Source organism: Citrobacter tructae, from assembly GCF_004684345.1.
Classification (GTDB): Bacteria; Pseudomonadota; Gammaproteobacteria; order Enterobacterales; family Enterobacteriaceae; genus Citrobacter; species Citrobacter tructae.
This window is the reverse complement of the sequence record NZ_CP038469.1, coordinates 996,705-1,021,216: the sequence shown is the minus strand read 5'-3', so window position 1 is coordinate 1,021,216 and position 24,512 is coordinate 996,705. Positions and strand designations below refer to the sequence as shown.

At 53.7% G+C, this 24,512-nt stretch carries 20 protein-coding genes; 11 read left to right on the top strand and 9 right to left on the bottom strand.

All coding sequences use genetic code 11. From position 1 onward, the window contains the following. Positions 1-23: 23 nt before the first annotated feature. Entirely contained in the window at positions 24-893 is an 870-nt protein-coding gene (locus E4Z61_RS05420; RefSeq protein WP_135321889.1) for an AraC family transcriptional regulator, read from the top strand. On the opposite strand, the gene E4Z61_RS05415 is transcribed toward E4Z61_RS05420, so the two are convergent. Continuing rightward, positions 876-2,042 (bottom strand): benzoate/H(+) symporter BenE family transporter, encoded by a 1,167-nt coding sequence (locus tag E4Z61_RS05415; RefSeq protein WP_135321888.1) that lies wholly within the window; start codon positions 2,040-2,042, stop codon positions 876-878. The genes E4Z61_RS05420 and E4Z61_RS05415 overlap by 18 nt on opposite strands. A 105-nt stretch (positions 2,043-2,147) precedes the next feature. Here E4Z61_RS05415 and E4Z61_RS05410 point away from each other — a divergent pair, with 105 nt between their 5' ends. After that, positions 2,148-2,684, top strand: a complete 537-nt coding sequence (locus E4Z61_RS05410; RefSeq protein ID WP_135321887.1) for a helix-turn-helix domain-containing protein — start codon at positions 2,148-2,150, stop codon at positions 2,682-2,684. A gap of 78 nt (positions 2,685-2,762) precedes the next feature. Then, the gene (locus tag E4Z61_RS05405) at positions 2,763-4,724 is read left to right on the top strand and encodes a peptidase U32 family protein (protein WP_135321886.1); all 1,962 of its coding nucleotides are present in this window, start codon (positions 2,763-2,765) and stop codon (positions 4,722-4,724) included. 3 nt (positions 4,725-4,727) lie between these two features. Here the strand turns inward: E4Z61_RS05405 and E4Z61_RS05400 are convergent, their stop codons facing one another. The 4 genes from E4Z61_RS05400 to E4Z61_RS05385 form a co-directional block, all read right to left on the bottom strand. Further along, entirely contained in the window at positions 4,728-4,958 is a 231-nt protein-coding gene (locus E4Z61_RS05400) for a DUF2554 family protein (protein ID WP_135324880.1), read from the bottom strand. A gap of 188 nt (positions 4,959-5,146) precedes the next feature. Next, positions 5,147-5,272, bottom strand: coding sequence for a DUF2474 domain-containing protein (locus E4Z61_RS05395; RefSeq protein WP_135321885.1), 126 nt, complete (start codon positions 5,270-5,272; stop codon positions 5,147-5,149). Beyond that, on the bottom strand, positions 5,272-6,282 hold the full coding sequence (gene cydB / locus E4Z61_RS05390) for a cytochrome d ubiquinol oxidase subunit II (RefSeq protein WP_135321884.1): 1,011 nt from the start codon (positions 6,280-6,282) through the stop codon (positions 5,272-5,274). Before cydB ends, E4Z61_RS05395 begins: the two co-directional genes overlap by 1 nt. Beyond that, positions 6,282-7,685 carry a cytochrome ubiquinol oxidase subunit I gene (locus E4Z61_RS05385; RefSeq protein WP_135321883.1) on the bottom strand — a complete coding sequence of 468 codons (1,404 nt, stop codon included), beginning with the start codon at positions 7,683-7,685 and terminating at the stop codon, positions 6,282-6,284. Before E4Z61_RS05385 ends, cydB begins: the two co-directional genes overlap by 1 nt. A gap of 295 nt (positions 7,686-7,980) precedes the next feature. Here E4Z61_RS05385 and E4Z61_RS05380 point away from each other — a divergent pair, with 295 nt between their 5' ends. From E4Z61_RS05380 to patD, 6 genes are all read left to right on the top strand, one after another. Beyond that, positions 7,981-9,390 carry an aminotransferase-like domain-containing protein gene (locus E4Z61_RS05380; RefSeq protein WP_135321882.1) on the top strand — a complete coding sequence of 470 codons (1,410 nt, stop codon included), beginning with the start codon at positions 7,981-7,983 and terminating at the stop codon, positions 9,388-9,390. A 329-nt stretch (positions 9,391-9,719) separates the two neighbouring features. Then, positions 9,720-10,865, top strand: a complete 1,146-nt coding sequence (gene ydcS, locus E4Z61_RS05375; RefSeq protein ID WP_135321881.1) for a putative ABC transporter substrate-binding protein YdcS — start codon at positions 9,720-9,722, stop codon at positions 10,863-10,865. A gap of 16 nt (positions 10,866-10,881) precedes the next feature. Then, positions 10,882-11,898 (top strand): ABC transporter ATP-binding protein, encoded by a 1,017-nt coding sequence (locus E4Z61_RS05370; protein ID WP_135321880.1) that lies wholly within the window; start codon positions 10,882-10,884, stop codon positions 11,896-11,898. After that, on the top strand, positions 11,899-12,843 hold the full coding sequence (locus E4Z61_RS05365) for an ABC transporter permease (RefSeq protein WP_135321879.1): 945 nt from the start codon (positions 11,899-11,901) through the stop codon (positions 12,841-12,843). Continuing rightward, positions 12,833-13,639, top strand: coding sequence for an ABC transporter permease (locus E4Z61_RS05360; protein WP_135321878.1), 807 nt, complete (start codon positions 12,833-12,835; stop codon positions 13,637-13,639). Before E4Z61_RS05365 ends, E4Z61_RS05360 begins: the two co-directional genes overlap by 11 nt. A 21-nt stretch (positions 13,640-13,660) precedes the next feature. Continuing rightward, positions 13,661-15,088, top strand: a complete 1,428-nt coding sequence (gene patD, locus E4Z61_RS05355; RefSeq protein ID WP_135321877.1) for an aminobutyraldehyde dehydrogenase — start codon at positions 13,661-13,663, stop codon at positions 15,086-15,088. A gap of 610 nt (positions 15,089-15,698) precedes the next feature. On the opposite strand, the gene yncL is transcribed toward patD, so the two are convergent. Continuing rightward, positions 15,699-15,794: a stress response membrane protein YncL gene (gene yncL, locus E4Z61_RS05350; RefSeq protein ID WP_135321876.1), complete on the bottom strand. Its 96-nt coding sequence runs from the start codon at positions 15,792-15,794 to the stop codon at positions 15,699-15,701. A gap of 192 nt (positions 15,795-15,986) precedes the next feature. Here yncL and E4Z61_RS05345 point away from each other — a divergent pair, with 192 nt between their 5' ends. Further along, positions 15,987-16,160 (top strand): GhoT/OrtT family toxin, encoded by a 174-nt coding sequence (locus E4Z61_RS05345; RefSeq protein ID WP_096756988.1) that lies wholly within the window; start codon positions 15,987-15,989, stop codon positions 16,158-16,160. Between the two features lie 8 nt (positions 16,161-16,168). Here E4Z61_RS05345 and E4Z61_RS05340 read toward each other — a convergent pair whose 3' ends face one another. From E4Z61_RS05340 to E4Z61_RS05330, 3 genes are read right to left on the bottom strand one after another with little or no spacing between them, the layout of a single operon-like run. Continuing rightward, positions 16,169-18,328 (bottom strand): virulence factor SrfC family protein, encoded by a 2,160-nt coding sequence (locus tag E4Z61_RS05340; RefSeq protein WP_135321875.1) that lies wholly within the window; start codon positions 18,326-18,328, stop codon positions 16,169-16,171. Then, positions 18,325-21,306, bottom strand: a complete 2,982-nt coding sequence (locus tag E4Z61_RS05335; protein ID WP_135321874.1) for a virulence factor SrfB — start codon at positions 21,304-21,306, stop codon at positions 18,325-18,327. The genes E4Z61_RS05340 and E4Z61_RS05335 overlap by 4 nt, the downstream gene beginning before the upstream one ends. Positions 21,307-21,310: 4 nt before the next feature. Continuing rightward, the gene (locus E4Z61_RS05330) at positions 21,311-22,618 is read right to left on the bottom strand and encodes an SrfA family protein (protein WP_135321873.1); all 1,308 of its coding nucleotides are present in this window, start codon (positions 22,616-22,618) and stop codon (positions 21,311-21,313) included. A gap of 282 nt (positions 22,619-22,900) precedes the next feature. On the opposite strand from E4Z61_RS05330, the gene E4Z61_RS05325 reads away from it, so the two are divergent. After that, a complete protein-coding gene (locus E4Z61_RS05325; RefSeq protein WP_135321872.1) occupies positions 22,901-24,499 on the top strand; it encodes an ABC transporter substrate-binding protein in 1,599 nt (532 codons plus the stop codon). The last annotated feature ends 13 nt before the right edge of the window (positions 24,500-24,512 follow it).

The window sequence follows — 24,512 nt, the reverse complement described above, 5'->3', positions numbered from 1 at the left end:
CAACGTCTTTTGAAAGTGGTGGTATGCCTCAGCCTTACGATGCCTTTGAAAACTTACGCAAACATAATGCCGTGTTGCATGAATCGGTTGCGTTACATTCAGGGATCCAGCTGGCGGCATGGTCGAATAAACGCGATACCATTACCCAATATTGCGATCACCATACGCTTAGTTTGTATGTGGCAGATGGCTACGAGAGTTATCACAAGACAGCCGGCGGCTGGAAGAACGGCGGTGGTCCGGACCGTTTCTGCCTGATGCCTAAAGAGAGCGAATCCAGCTGGGACATTCGCGACAATCTCTCCTTTGTTCATCTCTACTGTACCGACGCACATCTGCGCGAAGTCGGGGAGAAGGTCTGGGACAAAAGCCCTTTTAGCTTCACGCTGGACGAACATACCTTCGGCAGCGATCCGGGGATCACCGCCGTGTACCGCCAGTTTTTACTCGGCAACGACTGGCAACAGCCCGCTAATCATCTCACGCTCAGTGCCGCGTCCTCGCTGTTATTAACGCACCTGATCCAGCATTACAGTAACGTACAATGGCGTCCGCCGGTGGTCACAGGAGGGCTTGCGCCCGTCACGTTACGTAATGTGCTGGCCTATATCGAGGCGCATCTGGCGTATCCCATCACGCTGAGCGATCTCGCGAGTGAAGCGGCGTTGAGCGATTTTCACTTTGCCCGCATGTTCCGCCAGTCGATGAACATGGCACCCCATCAGTATGTAATGCAGCGTCGTATGGCAGTGGCGCAGCAGCTGGTCTGTTATTCTACCCGCAACTTATCGGATATCGCGATGGCCTGCGGATTCAGCTCCGCCAGCCACTTCAGCAACCGCTTTAAACAGGTGACGGGTAAGACGCCCTCGCAACTACGTGCGTCGCGCTAATCTCAGCACCGTGTAACACAGCCCTCCGGCAATTAATCCCCAAAATGCAGAACCAATCCCCAGCAGCGTCAAACCGCTGGCAGTGACCAGAAAGGTGATAATCGCCGCGTCGCGCTCGGTTTCATGATGCAGGGCCTGATACAAACTGCCGCTAATCGTCCCGAGCAAAGCCAAACCGGCAAGCATCTGGATCCAGCTTACCGGCAGGGCCGACATTAATCCGGTGACCGAACCGCCAAACACGCCAGCCAGAAGATAGAAGACGCCAGCCGCCGCTGCCGCGAGCCAACGTCGCTGCGCGTCCGGATGCGCTTCGGGGCTTTGGCATATCGCAGCGGTGATGGCGGCAATACAGATGGAATAGACGCCAAATGGGGAAAACAACAGTGCCAGCAGGCCGGTGAAAACGATCAGCGGTGAAACAGGTAATGAATAGCCGGAGGCCTTCATCGTGGCAATACCGGGGGCATTTTGTGAGGCCATCGTCACCAGAAACAGCGGTAGGGCAATACTGATGCTGTGGGCGAGAGAAAAGTGGGGAGCGATAAATTCAGGCATCACCGGTGAAACATTAATATCTGTAGTGACAACGTCACCTTTTATCAGGGCGATAACTATTCCCACCAACATCGCAGCGATCACCGCATAACGTGGTGCCAGAACTTTGAGCACCAGCCACGCCAGCAGCATACTGCCGCACAGCAGGAGTTCGCTGTTCAGGCTATTGAATGCCTGCAGGCCAAAACGCAGCAGGATCCCGGCCAGCATCGCTGACGCCAGCGAGTGAGGAATAACCTGCATCAGGCGGGCAAACAGTCCAGTCACACCACACAGGACAATCAGCGCATTGGCGACAATAAAGACGCCAATTGCCTCCTGAATGGTTAAACCCTGCAGACCGGTAACCAGCAGCGCCGCGCCGGGCGTTGACCAGGCAGTTAATATTGGAGCGCGGTACCATAAGGTTAGCGCCAGCGTGCTGACGCCCATCGCTATGCCTAGCGCGGTCATCCAGCCTGCAATTTGCCCGGTGGTTGCCCCGGCGGCCATCGCCGCTTGCCAGATAATTGCCGCCGAACTAGCGTAGCCGACCAGTACGGCAACGAAACCAGACAGTACGGTAGGTAAAGGGAGTGAAAATGTGCGCATAGCGACTCAGTGTGCGTTATAACGGTCGATTACTGTAGCACTGTGCGTTATAGCGCACAAGTGATAAGCTATGCCTTTGCCACACAAGATTGAGGGAGCAAACGAATGGACAATGTCACCCACTATCTGGCGACCACGCTCAGGACATTACGTCAGCAGCGGGAATGGAGCCTTTCGCGTCTGGCGCAGGAGACCGGCGTGTCAAAAGCCATGCTGGGGCAGATTGAGCGCCATGAATCCAGCCCAACGGTGGCGACGTTATGGAAAATCGCCACTGGACTGAACGTCCCATTTTCGACCTTTATCTCGCTGCCGGAAGCGGACAGCGCGCCCGTATTTGATCCTCAACAGCAGGCGATGATCGTCACGCCGCTGTTCCCGTGGGATCCACTACTGTGCTTTGACCATTTTTCGATACTGCTGGCACCTGGCGCGCTCAGTGAATCTACCCCGCATGAGACTGGCGTTATTGAACATGTGGTGGTGATTAATGGCCTGCTGGATATGTACATAGATGGCACGTGGCGAACATTAAAAACCGGTGAAGGGGTGCGTTTTGCCGGGGATACTGCACACAGTTATCGAAACAGCAGCGAACAGACGGTTCACTTTCATTCGCTCATCCATTACCCACGCACTTAATCGGGAAAACTATTTCGAAACGTCGCGCTTCTGACTACAATAGCCGCCATTTTACCGCTTTTGGATGGTAACAACCGTATGCCTCAGCAACCTCATCGTCTTGAATTGTTAAGCCCGGCCCGTGATACCGCGATTGCGCGCGAAGCCATTTTGCACGGTGCAGATGCCGTTTACATTGGTGGACCCGGATTTGGAGCGCGCCATAATGCCAGTAACAGCCTGAAGGATATCGCTGAACTGGTGCCTTTCGCCCATCGCTATGGGGCGAAAATCTTTGTGACGCTGAATACGATTTTACATGATGATGAGCTGGAACCTGCCCAGCGGTTGATTACCGATCTGTATCAGACAGGCGTCGATGCCCTGATTGTGCAGGACATGGGGATTCTGGAGCTGGATATTCCGCCCATTGAGCTGCATGCCAGCACCCAGTGTGATATTCGCAGCGTTGAGAAAGCGAAGTTTCTCGGCGACGTTGGGTTTAGCCAGATTGTGCTGGCGCGTGAACTGAGCCTGGAGCAAATTAGCGCTATTCATCAGGCAACCGACGCAACCATTGAGTTTTTTATTCACGGTGCGTTGTGCGTGGCGTATTCCGGCCAGTGCTATATTTCCCATGCTCAGACCGGGCGCAGCGCTAACCGTGGTGACTGTTCCCAGGCTTGCCGCCTGCCGTATACCCTGAAAGACGATCAGGGGCGGGTGGTGTCATACGAAAAACACCTGCTGTCGATGAAAGATAACGATCAGACCGCCAACCTTGGCGCATTAATCGATGCTGGCGTTCGCTCCTTCAAAATTGAAGGCCGCTACAAAGACATGAGTTACGTGAAGAACATCACCGCTCATTATCGCCAGATGCTGGACGCGATTATCGACGAGCGAGGCGATCTGGCCCGCGCCTCTGCTGGTCGTACTGAACATTTCTTTACTCCCTCCACAGATAAAACGTTTCACCGTGGCAGCACCGATTATTTTGTCACCGCCCGCAAAGGCGATATCGGCGCATTCGACTCGCCGAAATTCATTGGCTTACCGGTAGGCGAAGTGCTGAAGGTGGCAAAAGATTACCTTGACGTTGACGTGACGGAACCGCTAGCTAACGGTGATGGCCTGAACGTGCTGATCAAGCGCGATGTGGTCGGGTTTCGCGCCAATACCGTCGAGAAAATGGGGAACAACCGATATCGGGTCTGGCCGAATGAAATGCCTGCCGACCTGCATAAAGTGCGACCGCATCATCCATTGAATCGTAACCTCGATCATAACTGGCAGCAGGCGTTAACCAAAACGTCCAGTGAGCGCCGCGTGGCGGTTGATATTGAACTGGGGGGCTGGCAGGAACAGCTGATCCTGACACTCACCAGCGAAGACGGCGTGAGCATCACCCACACGTTGGACGGTCAGTTTGAGGAAGCGAACAACGCGGAAAAAGCGCTGGGCAATTTGCAGGAGGGGCTGGCAAAGCTTGGACAGACGCTGTATTACGCCCGCGATATTCAGCTCAATCTGCCGGGCGCGCTGTTTGTGCCGAACGGTCAGCTTAATCAACTGCGTCGTGAAGCCGTAGAGATGCTTGATGCCGCACGGCTGGCCAGCTATCAGCGTGGCTGTCGCAAACCGGTTGCCGATCCTGCGCCGGTTTATCCGCAAACGCATCTAAGCTTCCTGGCAAACGTCTATAACCACAAAGCGCGCGAGTTTTACCACCGTTATGGCGTTCAGCTTATTGATGCCGCTTATGAAGCGCATGAGGAAAAAGGTGAAGTGCCAGTAATGATCACCAAGCACTGCCTGCGTTTTGCATTTAATCTGTGCCCGAAACAGGCCAAAGGTAACATCAAAAGCTGGAAAGCGACGCCGATGCAGTTAGTTAACGGTGACGACGTACTGACGCTGAAATTTGATTGCCGACCGTGCGAAATGCACGTGATCGGCAAGATGAAACATCACATTCTGAAAATGCCGTTGCCGGGCAGTATCGTGGCCTCCGTCAGCCCGGATGAACTGATGAAAACGCTGCCAAAGCGTAAAGGCTAAGCGTTAGCTTTGATGGGTATCGGGTTTGCGTGATTTTAGCCAGTGATGGTGCTCGCGAAGATCGGCGGCGGAGTCTTCCGCCGTCATTCGCAATTCATCGCTGTCAGCTGTGTGACGTAATAAGTGATCGGCATCCTGTACCTGAAGATATTCATGTCCCTGATTAGTAGCGAAAAGCTGGCCGGAGAAAAGCGCGCTGGTCAGCAATAACACCGTTAACCCTTTCTTAAACATCATGCACCCTCTGGTACGTTTTAACAAAAATGGCTGTAGTTTCGTCGAGTGACTATTCAATATTTTAATCGGATAAATGGCAATCTCTGTTTCGCCAATTAGATGTTTTTTACATTTTTGTTTATCTAACGTTAGGATTTGTTACAACCGGGAAGCGCAGCGCTACCCGGTTGTTATCTGGGAGGGAATCAGGACTTAAAGCCGGCTGCCGTCATCAGAACACGAAAAAACATGCCGACGGCGGCCAGGGCCAGCACGCTGCCGCCCCACAGGATCACCAGCCACATCAGGCGTTTCCATATTGATTGTTGCATCAATGATACCCCTCACCATGTTGAACTTTGCCGCGGAAGACGTAATAGCTCCAGAAGGTGTACACGAGGATTATCGGGATAATAAGTAGCGCACCCACCAACATAAAGCCCTGACTTTGCGGCGGTGCTGCTGCCTGCCAGATAGTAATGGACGGCGGAATAATATGCGGCCAGATGCTGATCCCTAGGCCGCTGAAGCCGAGGAAAATCAATCCCAGCGTCAGGATAAACGCCAAGGCATGACTGTGTTGCTGGCCCAGTGAACGCCACAGCCACAGGCTAATTAGCGCAACCAGTAGTGGAACCGGCATCAGGAACCACAGGTTTGGCAGGCTAAACCAGCGTTCAGCAATCGCACTGTGCGCCAGCGGCGTCCACAGGCTGATAATGGCAATTACCACCAGCAGTGCCAGCAGCAGCTTTTTGGCAACGCTGCGCATTTTATCCTGCAGCGGGTTTTCGCTTTTCATCACCAGCCATGTCGCACCCAGCAGCGCATAGGCCACCACCAGACCCACGCCGCAAAATAGCGTAAACGGGGTGAACCAGTCGAAAGGCCCGCCGCTGTAGCTGCGCCCTGTGACCGAGAATCCATTGAGCACCGCACCGACGACAATGCCCTGGGTGAAGGTCGCGAGGATCGAGCCGCATAAAAACGCTTTATCCCAGAATGGCCGGTGTGCGGGCGTCGCTTTGAAGCGAAATTCAAAGGCTACGCCGCGAAAAATCAGGCCGATTAACATCAGGGTTAAGGGGATGGTCAGCGCGTCGACGATCACCGCGTAGGCCAGAGGAAAGGCGCCAAACAAGCCAGCGCCACCCAGCACCAGCCAGGTTTCATTGCCGTCCCAGACCGGCGCGACGCTGTTAACCATCACATCGCGATCGTCAGGGTCCTGAATAGCCGGAAATAAAATGCCAATCCCGAGGTCGAAACCATCCATCACGATATACATCAGCGTGGCGAACACGATGATAACGAACCAGATAACTGATAAATCAATACCCATTAGCGGTGTGCCTCCGGTTGAGAATTGAGGACCGCAGCTGAAAGCGGTCGTGCAGGAGTACCCGTTGGCGGAACAGACGGATCATCTTCCTGCGGCCCTTTACGGATCAGGCGGATCATATAGCTGTAGCCCACACCGAAGACCGAGCTGTACACCACAAAGAAGGCCAGCAGGCTGATGCTCATATGCAGGGAACCGTGCGCGGAAACCGCATCAGCCGTGCGCTGTAGGCCGTAAACGACCCACGGCTGACGACCCACTTCGGTGGTAACCCAGCCAGCCAGAATGGCGATCAGGCCTGAAGGCCCCATCCATAGCGCGAAGCGCAGGAAAGGACGTGATGTGTACAGGCGTTGTTTGTAGCGCAGCCACAGCGCGAAGGTGCCCAGCAGGATCATCAACATGCCCAGGCCCGCCATAATGCGAAACGACCAGAACACCATGGTGGAGTTGGGGCGGTCTTCTTTTGGAAACTCTTTCAGGGCCGGAACCTGTTTATCCAGACTGTGAGTCAGGATCAGGCTGCCCAGCGCCGGGATTGCCAGCCCGTAGCGGGTGCGCTCCTGTTCCATATCCGGCCAGCCGAACAGCAATAGCGGGGTGGGTTCGCCAGGCGGGTTTTCCCAGTGGCCTTCAATGGCGGCAATCTTAGCGGGTTGATGCTTAAGGGTGTTCAGCCCATGCATGTCGCCAATCAGCGCTTGCAACGGGGCAACAATCAACGTCATCCACAGCGCCATAGAAAACATGGCGCGAATTGCCGGGGTATTATTCCCACGTAATAAATGCCAGGCCGCCGACGCCGCGACAAACAGGGCGCTGCTGAGGAATGCTGCGACGGACATGTGCAGTAATCGATAAGGGAATGAAGGGTTGAAAATGACGGCAAACCAGTCCACCGGCACTACTTGTCCATTGACAATTTCGTAGCCCTGCGGCGTTTGCATCCAGCTGTTTGATGCCAGGATCCAGAAGGTAGAGATAATGGTTCCCAGCGCGACCATACAGGTGGCGAAGAAGTGCAGGCCCGGGCCCACACGGTTCCAGCCAAACAGCATTACGCCAAGGAAACCCGCTTCCAGGAAGAATGCGGTTAACACTTCATAGGTCAGCAGCGGTCCGGTGATGCTCCCGGCGAACTCGGAAAATCCGCTCCAGTTGGTGCCAAATTGATAGGCCATCACCAGGCCAGAAACCACGCCCATACCAAAGTTAACGGCGAAAATTTTCGACCAGAAATGATACAGCGAACGCCAGGTGGGATTTTTGGTTTTCAGCCACAGGCCTTCAAGTACCGCCAGATAGCTAGCAAGACCGATAGTTATGGCCGGAAAGATGATGTGAAACGACACCGTAAACGCGAACTGGATGCGCGCCAGGTGAAACGCGTCAAGACCGAACATGCTTAACTCCGCAGGCAAAATTGATTTAGCGCAATTCTAAGCCTGGGGAACGGTAGGGGGCAGAAACAGAACAGTTCTTTTTAACCATAACAGTTGTGGCGATGTTATCCGTTGCTGGAACTGATATGAAATCTGGAAGCTTGATGCCGTGCAGATTGCCGCACGCGTGCTGGGCAAAGAACTTTCGTTAGCCATGCTGTAAAACGTTTTACCATAACAGTTGCCATAATATTGTTAATTTTATTAACTGATATACACTGCGGGCGTTACCTGCATCTGGACCGCGAGAATTATCATGAAAAAATATCAACGACTGGCGGAACAAATTCGCGATCAAATCGCCTCTGGCGTCTGGCAACCCGGCGATCGTCTGCCTTCTTTACGCGAGCAGGTGATGACCAGCGGTATGAGTTTTATGACCGTCGGCCACGCCTATCAATTGCTGGAAAGTCAGGGACGAATCATTGCCCGACCACAATCCGGTTACTATGTTGCCGCACGCCCCGAACGTGAGGCGGGGATCCCGCAGGCACAGGTCGTACGCGACGAAGCGGTCGATATCAACACCTATATTTTTGACATGTTACAGGCCAGCCGGGATGCTACGGTTATGCCGTTTGCGTCAGCCTTTCCCGATCCCCGCTTATTTCCCCTGCAACAGCTTAACCGCTCACTGGCGCAGGTGAGCAAGACGGCAACGGCAATGAGCGTGATTGAAAACCTGCCGCCGGGGAATGCCGAACTGCGTTATGCCATTGCGCGTCGCTATGCCCAGCAGGGGATCACCATCTCGCCGGATGAAATAGTGATTACCGCCGGGGCGCTGGAAGCCCTTAACCTGAGTCTGCAGGCAGTGACCGAACCCGGCGACTGGGTGATTGTCGAAAATCCCTGTTTTTATGGCGCGTTGCAGGCACTCGAACGACTGCGTTTGAAAGCACTGTCTGTTGCCACTGATGTGAAAGAAGGGATTGACCTTGTCGCATTGGAGCAGGCGCTGCAAGAGTATCCGGTGAAAGCCTGCTGGCTGATGACCAACAGCCAAAACCCGCTGGGATTTACGCTCAGCGCAGAGAAAAAGGCGCATCTGGTCGCACTGCTGGAAAAATATAATGTGATGCTGATAGAGGATGATGTTTACAGCGAGCTGTATTTTGGCCGTGAAAAACCGCTGCCCGCCAAAGCCTGGGATCGCGGCGACAGAGTGCTGCACTGTTCATCGTTTTCAAAATGCCTGGTGCCCGGGTTTCGCGTCGGCTGGGTGGCGGCGGGGAAGCATGCACGGCGTATTCAACGACTCCAGTTGATGAGCACCTTGTCAACCAGCTCCCCAATGCAGCTCGCGTTGGTGGATTACCTGTCTACCCGGCGTTATGACGCGCATCTGCGTCGGCTACGTCGTCAACTGGCAGAACGCAAACAGCAAGCCTGGCAAACGCTGCTGCGCCATCTTCCGGCGGAAGTTAACATTCACCATAGCGACAGCGGCTATTTTCTGTGGCTCGAACTGCCCGAACCGCTTGATGCCGGTGAGCTCAGTACACAGGCACTGGCGCACCATATCAGCATTGCGCCGGGGAAAATGTTTTCAACATCGGGGACCTGGACACGCTTCTTTCGCTTCAATACCGCATGGAACTGGGGTGAACGCGAGGAGCAGGCGGTGAAACAGCTTGGGAAATTAATTCGTGAGATGATGAAATAATATTGAGCGCGCTATTCAATATAAAAGAATAGCGCATTCTTATTTTTGAAATAGCGCCTGCGAAATCACAGTGTTATTTCTTTCAGGTACAACCATACAAAATATCAATAGTTATTATTATTGCCACCTCTGCACCTAACCCCTTGTCTATACTCCAGAAGATTAAGTCGCTCTGTCTCAATCGGTAGCGTAATGAGCGTTAGCTCACAACCTGATTAAATTTCCTTGCGCCAGCAGGAACGCAGACGACACCCCGACTACTTTTAGGAAAGGACATATATTTACGGCAAGGCTGCCGCTCATTATTTTTTCGACAGGAGTAAGACGTTATGAGCAAGCAATTTGCCCTCACGAGCCTGTGTGCGCTCAGTATGACGCTGATGACCGCTCACGCAGCCCAACCCCCAACATCATTAGATAAGCCGGAAGGACGCCTGGATATTATTGCCTGGCCGGGTTATATCGAACGTGGTCAAACGGATAAACAATACGACTGGGTTTCGCAGTTTGAGAAGGAAACCGGTTGCGCGGTTAATGTGAAAACGGCGGCTACCTCAGACGAAATGGTCAGCTTGATGGCAAAAGGCGGGTATGACCTGGTTACGGCATCGGGCGACGCGTCATTACGTCTGATTATGGGCAAACGTGTCCAGCCCATTAACACCACGCTCATCCCAAACTGGAAGACCATCGACCCGCGTGTCGTCAAAGGCGAATGGTTTAACGTTGGCGAAAAAGTGTACGGCACGCCGTATCAGTGGGGGCCAAACCTGCTGATGTACAACACCAAAACGTTCCCGACGCCGCCAGATAGCTGGAAAGTGGTGTTCGTTGAACAAAAACTACCTGACGGAAAAAGTAATAAAGGGCGCGTCCAGGCTTACGATGGTCCGATCTATATTGCGGATGCCGCGCTGTTCGTCAAAGCCACTCAGCCACAGTTGGGCATTACCGATCCCTATCAGCTTACCGAAGAACAGTATCAGGCTGTCATCAAGGTCCTGCGCGATCAACATGGTCTGATCCACCGCTACTGGCATGACACCACCGTGCAAATGAGTGATTTTAAAAATGAAGGTGTTGTGGCTTCCAGTGCCTGGCCGTATCAGGCTAACGCCCTGAAAGGTGAAGGCCAACCTATCGCCACCGTTTTTCCTAAAGAGGGCGTCACCGGCTGGGCTGATACCACCATGCTGCATAGCGAAGCGAAACATCCGGTCTGCGCTTACAAATGGATGAACTGGTCATTAAGCCCGAAAGTTCAGGGCGACGTTGCTGCCTGGTTTGGATCGCTGCCGGTCGTGCCTGAAGGTTGCAAAGCCAGCCCACTGCTGGGTGAAAAAGGGTGTGAAACTAATGGCTATAGCTACTTCGACAAAATTGCTTTCTGGAAAACGCCAATCGCAGAAGGAGGGAAGTTTGTTCCTTATAGCCGCTGGACACAGGATTACATAGCCATTATGGGCGGTCGCTGATTCCGCTGGGGGTTTTATGACGTACGCAGTGGAATTTGACAATGTCTCGCGATTGTACGGGGATGTTCGTGCCGTCGATGGGGTCAGTATTGCGATAAATGATGGTGAGTTTTTCTCCATGCTGGGGCCATCCGGCTCCGGCAAAACCACATGCCTGCGCCTGATTGCAGGTTTTGAACAGCTGTCAGGCGGCGCAATTAGCATTTTTGGTAAGCAGGCCAGTGAGTTGCCGCCCTGGGAACGGGACGTAAACACGGTATTTCAGGATTACGCGCTGTTTCCGCATATGTCGATCCTCGACAACGTGGCCTACGGGTTAATGGTCAAAGGGATGGATAAAAAACAGCGCCATGCCAGGGCGCGTGAAGCGCTGGAAAAGGTGGCGCTCGGCTTCGTTTTTGAGCGTAAACCGTCACAGCTTTCTGGTGGACAACGTCAGCGCGTGGCGATCGCCCGTGCGCTGGTTAATGAACCGCGCGTTCTGCTATTGGATGAACCGCTTGGGGCATTGGATCTTAAGTTGCGTGAACAGATGCAGCTTGAGCTGAAAAAATTACAGCAATCCCTGGGTATCACGTTCATTTTTGTCACCCATGATCAGGGGGAAGCCCTGTCGATGTCCGATCGCGTGGCGGTGTTTAATAACGGTCGTATTGAGCAGGTCGATTCACCTCGTGAACTCTATATGCGTCCGCGCACACCATTTGTGGCGAGCTTTGTCGGCACGTCAAACGTCTTTGATACGGCGATGTCGGCGAATGTGTGCGGCCTGCAAGGGATGTTCTCCCTGCGCCCGGAACACATTCGCCTGAATGATTCTGGTGGCGAAGTGCAGGCGCCGGGCGTTATCCAGGCGGTGCAGTATCAGGGGGCGGCGACGCGATTTGAGCTAAAATTGTCCGGTGGTGAAAAATTGCTGGTGAGCCAGGCGAACCTGACGGGAGAAACGCTGCCGTCAACGCTGTCGCCGGGTCAGCACGTCATGGCCTCGTGGTCACGTGACGTGATGGTGCCGCTGGTTGAGGAGAGGTGAATGGCTATGAACGTTTTACATTCGCCTCCAAAGACCACCGGGCTGAATAAAATCTCGGGTTATTTCTGGCGCAATCCGGGGCTGGGGCTGTTTTTACTGCTGCTCGGGCCGCTGATGTGGTTTGGTGTCGTCTACTTTGGTTCATTACTGACGCTACTGTGGCAAGGGTTTTATACCTTTGACGATTTCACCATGTCCGTTACGCCAGACCTGACGCTGGCGAATCTACAGGCGCTGTTTAACCCGGCCAATTACGACATCATTTTACGCACGCTGACCATGGCAGTCGCCGTAACCATCGCCAGCGCCATTCTGGCATTTCCGATGGCGTGGTATATGGCGCGTTACACCAGCGGCAAAATGAAAGCCTTTTTTTACATTGCCGTGATGTTGCCGATGTGGGCTAGCTACATTGTTAAAGCCTACGCGTGGACGCTGTTGCTGGCTAAAGACGGCGTGGCGCAGTGGTTTTTAACCCATCTTGGACTGGAACCACTACTGATCTCCTTCCTGACGTTACCTGCTGTAGGTGGCAATACGCTGTCAACCTCAGGGTTAGGGCGCTTTCTGGTTTTTGTTTACATCTGGCTGCCGTTTATGATCCTGCCCGTGCAGGCCGCGCTGGAGCGGTTACCTCCTTCATTGCTGCAAGCTTCGGCGGATTTAGGCGCACGTCCGCGTCAGACCTTCCGCTATGTGGTGCTTCCGCTGGCTATCCCCGGTATTGCCGCAGGTTCAATCTTTACTTTCTCACTGACGCTGGGTGATTTTATTGTGCCGCAACTGGTGGGGCCGCCGGGGTATTTCATTGGGAACATGGTCTATTCGCAACAAGGCGCCATCGGCAATATGCCAATGGCGGCGGCATTCACTCTGGTGCCGATTGTGTTAATCGCACTGTATCTGGCGTTCGTGAAGCGTCTGGGAGCGTTTGATGCACTCTGAACGCGCACCGTTATTACTCAAACTGGCTGCATGGGGTGGCGTAATTTTCCTGCACTTTCCCATCCTCATCATTGCCGCCTATGCTTTTAATACCGAGGAAGCCGCCTTTAGTTTTCCGCCGCAGGGGCTCACGCTGCGCTGGTTTAGCGTGGCGGCACAACGTAGCGACATTCTGGAATCCGTGACGTTGTCACTTAAAATTGCCGCACTGTCGACGGCCATCGCTCTGGTGTTGGGAACACTGGCGGCGGCGGCCCTTTGGCGGCGGGACTTCTTTGGCAAGAACGCAATATCGCTGTTGCTGCTGTTGCCAATCGCGCTACCGGGCATTATCACCGGTCTGGCACTTCTGACTGCTTTTAAAACCATCAATCTGGAGCCGGGCTTTCTGACGATCGTGGTGGGGCATGCGACGTTTTGTGTTGTGGTGGTATTTAACAACGTCGTGGCCCGTTTTCGTCGAACCTCATGGAGTCTGGTTGAAGCATCGATGGATCTGGGGGCGAATGGCTGGCAAACCTTCCGCTACGTGGTGCTACCGAATCTTGCATCGGCGCTGCTGGCTGGGGGCATGCTGGCGTTTGCCTTGTCGTTTGATGAAATCATCGTGACAACGTTCACGGCCGGACATGAAAGAACACTTCCGCTGTGGCTACTCAATCAACTGGGACGTCCACGTGATGTACCGGTTACCAACGTTGTGGCATTGCTGGTGATGCTGGTAACAACACTTCCGATTTTAGGGGCCTGGTGGCTGACGCGTGAAGGCGACACTCTCGCCGGAAACGGTAAATAAACGACAATATGGGAAATTGCTATGCAACATCAATTACTGATTAACGGCGAACTGGTCAACGGTGAAGGTGAAAAGCAGCCGGTCTATAACCCGGCTACCGGTGAAGTCATTCTCGAAATTGCCGAGGCGTCATCCATGCAGGTTGATGCTGCTGTCCGTGCCGCTGACAACGCCTTTGCCAACTGGGGGCAAACCACGCCGAAAGTGCGCTCGGAGCTGCTGTTGAAACTGGCGGATACCATCGCTGAAAACGCGCAAACATTTGCTGAGCTGGAATCGCTGAATTGCGGTAAGCCTTTCCACTGTGTGCTCAATGATGAAATCCCGGCCATCGTGGACGTTTTCCGCTTCTTTGCCGGTGCGGCGCGTACTTTACAAGGGTCGGCTGCCGGGGAATATCTGGAAGGGCATACCTCCATGATCCGCCGCGACCCGCTGGGAGTGGTGGCATCCATTGCGCCATGGAACTATCCGTTGATGATGGCAGCCTGGAAACTGGCACCGGCGCTGGCGGCGGGTAACTGCGTAGTGATTAAACCTTCAGAAATTACCCCATTAACGGCACTGAAACTGGCGGAGTTTGCGAAAGACATTTTCCCGGCAGGCGTCATTAACGTGCTGTTCGGGCGCGGTAAAACCGTGGGTGATCCGCTGACCGGTCATGAAAAAGTACGCATGGTTTCGCTGACCGGCTCCATTGCTACCGGTGAGCACATTATTGGACATACCGCGCCGTCGATTAAACGCACACATATGGAGTTGGGCGGCAAAGCTCCAGTCATTATTTTTGATGATGCCGATCTGGATGCGGTGGTGAGCGGCGTGCGCACATTCGGTTATTACAATGCCGGGCAGGATTGCACCGCAGCCTGTCGTATCTACGCACAGAAAGGCATTTATGACGCGTTGGTCGAAAAACTGGGGGCCGCGGTCGCCAGCCTGAAAACGGGCTCACCGAATGATGAGTCGACAGAGTTGGGGCCGGTAAGCTCTCAGGCGCATCTTGATCGCATTACCAAAGCGGTAGATGAGGCCAAAGCGCTCGGGCATATCAAAGTCATCACCGGCGGCAAAAAAGTGGAGGGCGCAGGCTACTATTTCGCCCCGACGCTGCTGGCAGGCGCGAAGCAGGACGATGCCATCGTTCAGCGGGAAGTCTTCGGTCCGGTAGTCAGCATCACCGTCTTTGATGACGAGGCTCAGGTACTGGCATGGGCCAACGATTCGAAGTACGGGCTGGCATCCTCGGTCTGGACGCGAGATGTCGGTCGCGCGCATCGTCTTAGCGCCCGTTTGCAGTATGGCTGTACCTGGGTCAACACCCACTTTACGCTGGTGAGTGAAATGCCACACGGTGGACAAAAACTCTCCGGCTACGGCAAGGATATGTCGGTTTACGGACTCGAGGATTACACGGTTATCCGCCATGTTATGATCAAGCATGAGTAATATCTTAAGCCGCGAACGGTAAATGGGGCACAGATAGCTAAATATTGGCAAATGTGTCTCTATACTATTCGCGCCACTGGCCTCGTCGCCATCGGACGGCGGAAAATTGGAAATATCCGCGAGGTCAGGCTAATTTACACACAATAAAGCCCCGGCACTATGTCGGGGCTTTATTGCTTCAGGTACGTCGTCCGGTTTATTAGCGGCGCATGCTGCAAAGCCTCGTGAGTAGCGCACTGACATAACGTATCCATTGTTCCGGCGTCCTTTCTTAGATAATACAATACATTATCTCCGGGTTATGTTTTTACACCTTTGGCCCTCAAACCCCTAATAGCTAAACAGCATGGTGTTCATCAGCAGGGAAACCAGCATGGCATTTTCCGCCGGTCATTGTCCTGCACCATGTGGGAGAACAGCGTAGCAAGTCTGGGGATGAGGGTATTTTCCGGCTGTTGTTCAGGCAATATAATGCCGCAGAAGGATTAGGGGGATTACATATTAAGGGGAATTTACCGGGCGGCGGTGGAGTGGGAAGATTGTTCACTAATGGCAGAGAGAACAACGTCTCTCTGCCAGCAGGCGCTGCAATTAATCAAGCAAAGTCACATCAAGCAAACCAGCCGAATCTTGCGGATATCAGGCTGAAAAGTCCTACAGCAGCAAAGATATTTATCAGTATCACGGTTTTACTGGAAACATTCATTTTTGCCACCTTTCGATTTAACCCCTATGGGTATAGTACGGGTTAAAACTATCCGCAATACTACTAAATCCGAACATGATGAAGAACGGTTGTTTTCTGTCCGTTTTTCTTAAAAAAATGAATAAATCTTGATGTATGTCATAAAAAAGAGCATATTGCGCGCGTTTTTCTCTTCTGGCCCGGATGCCCTAAATGTCTCTGTACCAAAATATGTTGGTTTTTTATGCGGTAATGGCCGCCATCGCGGCAATCATCACCTGGTTTCTTTCGCGCGATAAAAAGCGTATTCGCTTTCTCAGTGCGGTATTAGTTGGGGCGACATGGCCGATGAGTTTTCCCGTCGCACTCCTGTTTTCTCTTTTCTGATAACGGCATCAGGCATTCAGCAGCGAGATTAATCGCAACCTGTCTGCTTCAGTCACATCCAGCGGATGCCGATAGCCCTCATTTTCATTGGCGCGGGTGTACAGGGCAACCAACCAGTCATAAACGTATCGGCTTGCGCCGTGCAGAGGTTGCTCGTCCAGTTTTGCCAGTCGACTCATCGGCTGTTGTGGCGGGGCGCTAAAAATAGCCGCGCCTTTTTGGATCCTGCTGGCAGGGCGTTGTTCCTCAGCGACGCAGGAAAACCCAAGCCAGGTAATAAAATCACCCATATCCGCGTGCAACTGTGCTGCGCAGACGTTTTCGCGTTGCATAATACGCTGCAGTCGTTGTGGCATCTCCAGGCGATAACTGGTGGTCACCAGAATGTCGGCAACTTGCCTTAGTGTTTCTGGATCAAGACGCAGGCGACGCGCGTTATTTTCATTACGACACCACTGGCGCACATGGTTGATCCACATTTTATGCACCTGATATCCGGTCTCTTGACTTTCTTGCTGACGAGAGGTGTCCCGTACCTCGGCAAACAGGTCGATCGCATCATTGAATAATCCGCTAACCTGTTCCTCACGCGGTTGCTGAATGTGCAACAGCGACTCGAAGCTGCGCATCGGCGGCAACAGACCCTCCAGCAGTTCGCCATGCTTTGCGGCCTGAGCCTGCAACTGGCGGATAACTGATTCGCTTGCGCCGGGCTGCTTATTACCGCTGTGACGCCAGCTCATCAGCATGGCGCGAATTCGCTGCTGGTGCTGCTCGCACAGGGAGGTAAACCGGGCCTGACGCTGAGCTGGCGAGGTGGCCTGCGACAACCATTCAACCAGCCGCTGTAAGCTGTGCTTATCCAACGCCTGCAGCGTGCCCCAGTGCAGTCCGGGTTTGCCCATTAATTGCTGAACGGCCTCATCGAGATTTTGCTGAGTGTTAAAGCGCGCATCCTGCGGGGTAATGGCCCACACCACGCCCGGTAATGCGGCGTCATGCAGCGGTTGGGTATCATTTACCCAGCCGAGCAGCGTACGGGTGATGGTTGGCGTTTGCGAACGGGAGGATACCGCGTTGCAGATAACCAACACATCAGGTTGCAGATGCTGGCGGTAATGCTCCAGTATCCAACCTAACTTTGCCCGCCACAGCGGGTGAGGATGTGTATCCGGTGCGAGGGGGATATCCAGCAGGTCGGCACTCTCCAGCACAGAGTCTTCTACTGTCAGCACCAGTTCGCGGGTCAGCAGCGCCAGTGATTCCAGTGACAGGCTGACCGCATTGAGCAACTGGTTATCGGCAATGGGATGTACCACGACATCGCTTGGTGCGTTATTCCCGGTCAGCGCAATCTGTGTCAAAAAACTTTCAGCGGGCAAGCCAAAATGGTCGACCAGCAGGCTGAGCGGCGCGGCTAGTTCGCCTGCATGTCCGGTCTGTTGTAGTGTATGCGCCAGTGCCAAAAACTGCTGCGTAAGCTCCGGCTGCTCTCCCCACAGTAATGCCCAGGCGTGCGCCCGGGTGGTGAGATCCAGTGCCGGAATTAACGTGGCAAACTGATGCCATAGCGCATCGTCAATTTGCTGTTGATTTGAGGGAACACGGGAGCGCCAGAAACGCGCAATGGCCGCCACGTCTTGTGCGCTGATCCCTGGTACAGGATGACGCTGACGCAGCGCCTGCCATTTTTCTAACCGCGTCTCAATAATCGCTTTTTCAACCTGACGGTTGTCAGGCGACGAACAAAACTGGGCGATAAACAGCTGAACCAGTTCCGCCTCGCTAATCAGCCGCAGGCGCAGCGGCCACGCGCTATCAACTTGGGTTTCTTCGCGCGTAAAGCGCAGTACCATATTGGTTGGCGCATGCCCGGGATTAATGTGCGTAAAGTAATCGAAGCTGCGGTCCGGGGTGGTGATGTTCAGTTTTCCACCGGCATTGCTGCACAATGCGGATAACAAATGTGCTTTCGCTGCTTGTGAATGGCCGTACAATCCCACACATCCTTGCGACGCAAAAGTCGCATTTAGCGCGGTTTCATTAACGGCCGCTAACGTGAGCTGAGCCAGCAGAGAATCCGCTTCATCATCCAGGCGCGCTGCGCGTGCGCGTGCATCCGTTACCCATTCGATGGCGGCCTGTGCGGTGTTTAACGTCTTGCTCATTTCAGGTACACACTCCCGCTATCAATCCAGTAATGGCTGCCGCTGTGGCGGCGGTCTGCCAGCGTATTCAGTTTTAAGGTTAAGGCATTGGCGGCAACGGGCGTGCCATCCTGCAGCCAGGCATCGCTAAGAACAAAAAATTCCGGCCCGGTTTCTTTGCTACCGCCGCGTAATTGCAGACGCACATTTAATACGCCATCACCGGCGATGGTTTTCGCCAGTTCGGCAGAGTTGATACTGAGCGTATACAGCGGGGTGGCAGGCCAGCGACTGTTCGCCAGTTGACGGAAACCTAACGTCACGTTGCCGCGCAGCGGGAAATTCAGGCGCGCGTCCAGCTTTGCGCCCGGTTTATCGAGGTCGATATCGTGATACCAGATATTCTCATCGCGCAGTGTATTGACCGTATTATCCAGCACGCCAAGATAACGCACCGTTGAATACGCGCCGATATCGGCGGCTTTAAAGTTAAAGCGTGGCAGACGCAAATCCAGCGCCAGACTGCACAGCATGGCACCAACGGCGGCGGTAGACTTCGGATTACCAATGCGTCCTTGCTGGCTAAACGGATACCACTCGTGTACGCGGTAGCTGTCCATCCAAATCATGCGATTAGCCGGAACGGGCTGCAGGTGGCGAATCAATGCTTGTACGCCAGGTAAACAGGCGGGTCTGCCGGTTACCAGTAAAATGTCGCAACGGTAGTGCGAGATGGCTTCACAAACGGCGTGCAGCGGAGAGGTCAGGGTAAACTGGCCTGCCAGCAAGGCTTCTTGTAACTGCCTGAACTGCACCTGCAGCGGTACGCTCAACACGTCAAAGGCTGGCGAACCGGCAGGCAATGCGTGATCGATAGCCTGCTGGATATAGTTCATCACGTTGCGCGTCGGGGGCTGGGCCAGCAGTTCACCAAAGGTCGCATGCAGTCCCGCCACCGAATCGTTAACGTCGCTTTGCTCCCAGGCCGAGAGCACCGCATGACCGAGCGGCATAAACAGTTGCAACGCCGTTTGCTGGCGTAAGATCGCCTGGGTATCTATGCGCCCGGAGTCGCCAAACAGCGTGGCCAGCAGGGCGGCTGCGTCGGTGACGCCCGCCTGTTGCAAGCGGGTTTGCAGTGCGGGTAGCACGCAGCGCTGGATGACATCCAGCAGCATGTCATCTCCGGCGACCTTAAATCCTTCACGAAACAGCAGGTGCGGCGTAATTTTGACGTTCGCCCCTACGCCGTCATCCAGCTGATAGTGGACCACGGCCATATCCGTGGTGCCTCCGCCAATATCGATCGATGCCACGCGCAAGGCGCGACCTTTGACTTCATCCGGCTCCGGCAGGCGATCCGGGCGGGCAAGGGCGTTGAAGAACGATTCAGTGTGACCGTCGTAGTGTGAAATCGCTTCGTTATATAACCACACCAGCTGTCCACAGCTGGCTTCATCCCATTCCATCTGGATCTCAGGGACGGGAACTACGCTTTTTTCCTGCTGTTTACGGGTGGTGAAATCCTCATCCTGTGGGTGCCAGCCCATCGCTTTCCAGACCAGCGCAATAGCCTCAAACATGCGCAGGCGGAAAATCTCACGCTCTTGTTTCGGCATCGCCGATGGCAGGGTCAGGATCAGCGTACGCAGCTGACGAGGAGACGCCGGAAAACCGAGGCGCAAACGCGTCGCCACGCTATTAATTTGCCCCAGTGCCTGCGCCAGAATTTCACACAGCATATGGGTCATCAAGGTGCTGCGACTGTACTGCGGAGAGAATACCGGCAGACGGTCATCCTGCGGCAGGCTAAACAGCGGCTGCCCGTCATCATTCATCAGGTTCATCAGCGGGAAGGCGGTTGCCAGTGGTTCGCGCTGGGTTTTGCCATTCATCTGGCTAAAGCGCCAGTCATGTAAAACCGGCGTTTCATCCCACAGATAACGACGCGGGCTGGAGATCCCACTGCTGCCTTCGGTGCCGACTCGCTGCATTGCCAGCTTGCGGGCCTCATCGCCGACGCGAACAATCGACGGCCAGATAAAGGCATCGTCACGGCCGCTCTCCACGGAAAAGTGTTGCTTACCAAAACGCGCCTCGGAAAACTCCAGTCGGCTGGTGAACAGCGGGTCATTAAGGTATTGAGGCTCGCTTAACGAACGCACCTGCAATTCAGCGGTCTGGCGCAGGCCGTCGTTGGCGTCACCGTGATCTTCAATCAATACGCCGCAGGTATGGGTATTACCAATATCTAAAATGAGATCAACAGGAATAGCGGGCGTGCTCAGGGTGTGCGTCACCAGCTTCACTTCCGGAATGGAAAGCTGCTCGCCTAATAAGGTCAGCACATTCAGCCAGTGCGCCTGATACTCAAAATTTCGCAGCGCGAGCTGGATCTCCTGTTCGGCACGGTTTTCTTCTTGCGCGACATGGCGCAAAAAGGATTCGCGCAACCAACCGTCAATCCACGTCTGATCGAGGAAATCAGCAATTTCGCTATCGTGCCAGGCCAGAGCAAATCGCGTGCCGTTGAGCAGATCGTTCGCATTTGGGGTCAACGCTGCGGGGGCATGCTCGGTCAACTGACTGTCCAGCGCCACGGTAACGCGGTGAGTGTTACCTGCGCTGTCCGGTTGCTCCAGCTTGCGCACTTGAACACGCGCCCAGTTATCTGGGCCTTCGACAAACGTGCGCGGTGGGTTAAAGCGCAGGAACGGCAGTGGCAGCCAGACGCCGTCGAGAACGTCCAGTGAGTAATGTAATGTCTGGGTACTTTCTGGCTTGACCACTTCGGGTTGCCCACCGGTACTGCCCGGCAACGTGTAGCGGCCCGTTGTCAGGTCGAAATCCAGTCGTAGCAGTGGGCCGTTGGCCGTTTTGCGCACAAAGCGCCCGTGATGCGCGGATTCCTGCGGCGTCAGACCAAAATCCAGAAACTGCACGCCGCTATTGGCAATGAGCGTCACACTCTGTTTGTAATCACACAGATTCACCAACATAAAATCAGGCACCTATCTTTTTGATGGTCATTGGGATCTCAGCGTGATCGTCATAACGCGCGGTACAGGCTGCTACGTCGTTGGTTCCCGCTTTACAGGTGATTTCAGGCATCGGATAACGCGAGCCGTCCGTACAACGTGCGTTCCCGCGACTTTTAATCATTAATTCACCCGATTGATGCAGGCCGGAGAATATCTCCGCGCGACAAACCACATTGTCGCCATGGACTACCCGCGCCGTGCCTTTATTGGTCTGGATCTGATAACGCAGTGATGGCGCTTTGCCGCTGACCGGGTCTTTAATGTCGACCATCACGCGCCAGTTGCCATTGAGGAAACGGGTCGTACCGACCTTCATCTGATTCGCCTCCATCACCAGCGCATCTTTCGGGATAGCGGCAATCACCACCGGTCCTTCGGCGGGCTTCTCTTTTTTGACCACTGGAATAACTTCCGCGCTATGCAACGGCAGCGAAGATGTCAACGCTGGTAGCGGTTTAACGTCAACCTTTGCAATCTCAACCGGTTGCATTGAGGGAGCGGTGAGTGTCGCCTGCTGTTTCCACAACAGCGGCCCGATAATGGCGGCAATGATGATTGCGGCGACCGGCAGGCTCCACAGCGGTAGCCGACGCGCAGGTTTTGGTAATACCGGCGGCGGAGTGGCCTCGGGTTCATTCGAGATGACCGGAATCTGTGGCTCAGGCTCTGCGGGTTTGGGGATTTCAACGACTGGCGTCAGTAACGGAGCATCGGCTTCGGTGAAGGTGATTTCTGGGGCGATCTCTTCTTCGGGTTCGGGCTCCTGTGCGGGTACGACCGGGGGAATATCGGCAATTCGCAGGCAATCGAGTACATCGTCACGGGTATTTTCATTCAGATTGACGAAACCCCAAAACGTAATTACCGGTTTGCCATCAACCAGAAAAACGTGATTTTCTCCAGGAAACTGCACCGCTTTTTCCAGCAGAGAGCCGAACAATTGCAGGGAGGTCTTGCCCGATTGCAGGCTTTTACGACTGAGGGCCGCAGCGTTCTCCATCGTACTTGCCAGATAGCGTAATGCCCGAAAACGCGCGTCTTCATCAGCGGCTTTCCACGCAATGGCAGGTCCTTCAATCGGGGAATACCAGTCAACCCGATCGCCGTTATCGTTAATTTGCGGGATCGCCAGACAATCGGCCATTGCCTGCTGTTTTCGCAGGCGAAGCGTTTCACGAATTTGCAATGCTGAATCAAAAACGGCCTGACCGCCGCCGCCCACGGCCTGATAGTCATCCAAATTGCCGCTGCGCAAGAGAGTTTTTGCCACGTTGTTATCCCTTAGACTTCTTCACACATCTACTTTACGGCTTATAAACACGAGCAAACGGCGGAAGAGAGGCAAAAAGGGGTGAATTTTCATGGCATAGAGCGAGGGGAAAAATCTTGACGTTTTGAAAAATACTTAAGGGAAATTATTTCACCAGTGCTGTCGAATTTATCAGCGAAATACATCGGATTAGAATAACCTGATAGTGATTTATTATTAGTCAGTTTTTGTCAGCTATGCTCTGATGATCCTGTTAATAATAAAATAAGAAGGCATAAAACCATGACTGCAAGGAAAACGTTGCTCGCGCTGGCGCTCAGCGCGGTAGTACCGACCGGCGCTGCGTTCGCGGCAAATACCGACACCATCATCTACTGCTCTGAAGCGTCTCCCGAATCATTTAACCCGCAAATCGCCAGTTCCGGTCCGTCGTTTGTGGCCAGTTCGCAGGTGCTGTATAACCGACTGATCAATTTTGATCCGGTAAAAAATACCCCGGTACCGTCACTGGCAACTGACTGGACGATTTCCCCGGACGGTTTGACGTATACCTTTACCCTGCGTCAAGGTGTGAAGTTCAACAGCAATAAATTCTTTAAACCAACCCGCGATTTCAACGCTGATGACGTGGTGTTCTCCGTATTACGCCAGAAAGATGCTGATCATCCGTACCATAAAGTGTCCCAGGGCAGCTATGAGTACTTCAACGATGTCGGGCTGGACAAGTTGATCAAAGAAGTTAAGAAGGTTGATGATTATCACGTCCAGTTTGTGCTGAACGAACCCAATGCGGCGTTTCTGGCTGACTGGGGAATGGATTTCGCATCCATTCTCTCTGCAGAATATGCCGACCAAATGCTGAAAAAAGGCACACCGGAAAACGTCGATACCTGGCCGATTGGCACCGGGCCCTATGTGCTGCAACAGTACAAGCAGGATTCACAAATCCGCTATCTGGCAAACCCGAACTACTGGGATGGCACGGTTCCGACGAAACATCTGATTTTCTCTATTACGCCAAATGTGCAAACGCGGCTGGCGAAACTGCAAACCAATGAATGCCAGATAATCCCCGCGCCTGCGCCGGTACAGTTTGAAGAAATTAAGAAAAACAGCGATCTGACGCTGCACTCGGTCGACGCGCTGAACGTCGGTTATCTGGCGTTTAATACTGAGAAAAAACCGTTTGATAATGTGCTGGTACGCCAGGCGCTGAACTACGCGACCGACAAAAAAGCCATTATTAACGCCGTCTTTTTAGGTTCTGGCACGGTGGCGAAATCACCGATTCCGCCAAATATGTTGGGTTTCAATAAAGATCTGAAGGACTACGATTACGATCCGCAGAAAGCGAAAGAACTGCTGAAGAAAGCGGGGCTGGAGAACGGTTTTGAGGCGACGCTGTGGTCGATGCCGGTTCAACGTCCGTACAACCCGAACTCCCGTCGGATCGCTGAGATGATCCAAAGCGACTGGGCGAAGGTTGGCGTGAAGGCAAAAATCGTGTCGTATGAGTGGGGCGAGTATCTCTCCGGAATGCGTAAGGGCGAGCATGACACCGCGCTGTTTGGCTGGATGTCCGACAACGGTGATCCGGATAACTTTGCCGATGTACTGTTGGGTTGCAACAGTATTAAAACCGGATCAAACGCCGCGCGCTGGTGTGATAAAGAGTATAATTCCCTGGTTCAAAAGGCGAAACTGGTGAGCAAACCGGAAGATCGCGCTGCGCTTTACCAGCAGTCGCAAGAGATATTCTACCAGCAGGCACCGTGGATAGCGCTGGCAAACGGTAAGACGTTTTATGCTACGCGCAGTAATGTCAGCGGATACAGCGTGAGTCTGATGGGCAGTGATTTTTCAAAAGCAAAACTAAATTAATGTGTTAAGGAGA

Coding starts and splice junctions, on each gene's coding strand:
- E4Z61_RS05325 (WP_135321872.1), top strand. CDS start 22,901: ATGACTGCAAGGAAAACGTTGCTCGCGCTGGCGCTCAGCGCGGTAGTA.
- E4Z61_RS05415 (WP_135321888.1), bottom strand. CDS start 2,042: ATGCGCACATTTTCACTCCCTTTACCTACCGTACTGTCTGGTTTCGTT.
- ydcS (WP_135321881.1), top strand. CDS start 9,720: ATGAGCAAGCAATTTGCCCTCACGAGCCTGTGTGCGCTCAGTATGACG.
- E4Z61_RS05335 (WP_135321874.1), bottom strand. CDS start 21,306: ATGTTGGTGAATCTGTGTGATTACAAACAGAGTGTGACGCTCATTGCC.
- E4Z61_RS05400 (WP_135324880.1), bottom strand. CDS start 4,958: ATGTTTAAGAAAGGGTTAACGGTGTTATTGCTGACCAGCGCGCTTTTC.
- patD (WP_135321877.1), top strand. CDS start 13,661: ATGCAACATCAATTACTGATTAACGGCGAACTGGTCAACGGTGAAGGT.
- E4Z61_RS05370 (WP_135321880.1), top strand. CDS start 10,882: ATGACGTACGCAGTGGAATTTGACAATGTCTCGCGATTGTACGGGGAT.
- E4Z61_RS05420 (WP_135321889.1), top strand. CDS start 24: ATGCCTCAGCCTTACGATGCCTTTGAAAACTTACGCAAACATAATGCC.
- E4Z61_RS05410 (WP_135321887.1), top strand. CDS start 2,148: ATGGACAATGTCACCCACTATCTGGCGACCACGCTCAGGACATTACGT.
- E4Z61_RS05340 (WP_135321875.1), bottom strand. CDS start 18,328: ATGAGCAAGACGTTAAACACCGCACAGGCCGCCATCGAATGGGTAACG.
- E4Z61_RS05360 (WP_135321878.1), top strand. CDS start 12,833: ATGCACTCTGAACGCGCACCGTTATTACTCAAACTGGCTGCATGGGGT.
- E4Z61_RS05395 (WP_135321885.1), bottom strand. CDS start 5,272: ATGCAACAATCAATATGGAAACGCCTGATGTGGCTGGTGATCCTGTGG.
- E4Z61_RS05380 (WP_135321882.1), top strand. CDS start 7,981: ATGAAAAAATATCAACGACTGGCGGAACAAATTCGCGATCAAATCGCC.
- yncL (WP_135321876.1), bottom strand. CDS start 15,794: ATGAATGTTTCCAGTAAAACCGTGATACTGATAAATATCTTTGCTGCT.
- E4Z61_RS05345 (WP_096756988.1), top strand. CDS start 15,987: ATGTCTCTGTACCAAAATATGTTGGTTTTTTATGCGGTAATGGCCGCC.
- E4Z61_RS05365 (WP_135321879.1), top strand. CDS start 11,899: ATGGCTATGAACGTTTTACATTCGCCTCCAAAGACCACCGGGCTGAAT.
- cydB (WP_135321884.1), bottom strand. CDS start 6,282: ATGGGTATTGATTTATCAGTTATCTGGTTCGTTATCATCGTGTTCGCC.
- E4Z61_RS05385 (WP_135321883.1), bottom strand. CDS start 7,685: ATGTTCGGTCTTGACGCGTTTCACCTGGCGCGCATCCAGTTCGCGTTT.
- E4Z61_RS05405 (WP_135321886.1), top strand. CDS start 2,763: ATGCCTCAGCAACCTCATCGTCTTGAATTGTTAAGCCCGGCCCGTGAT.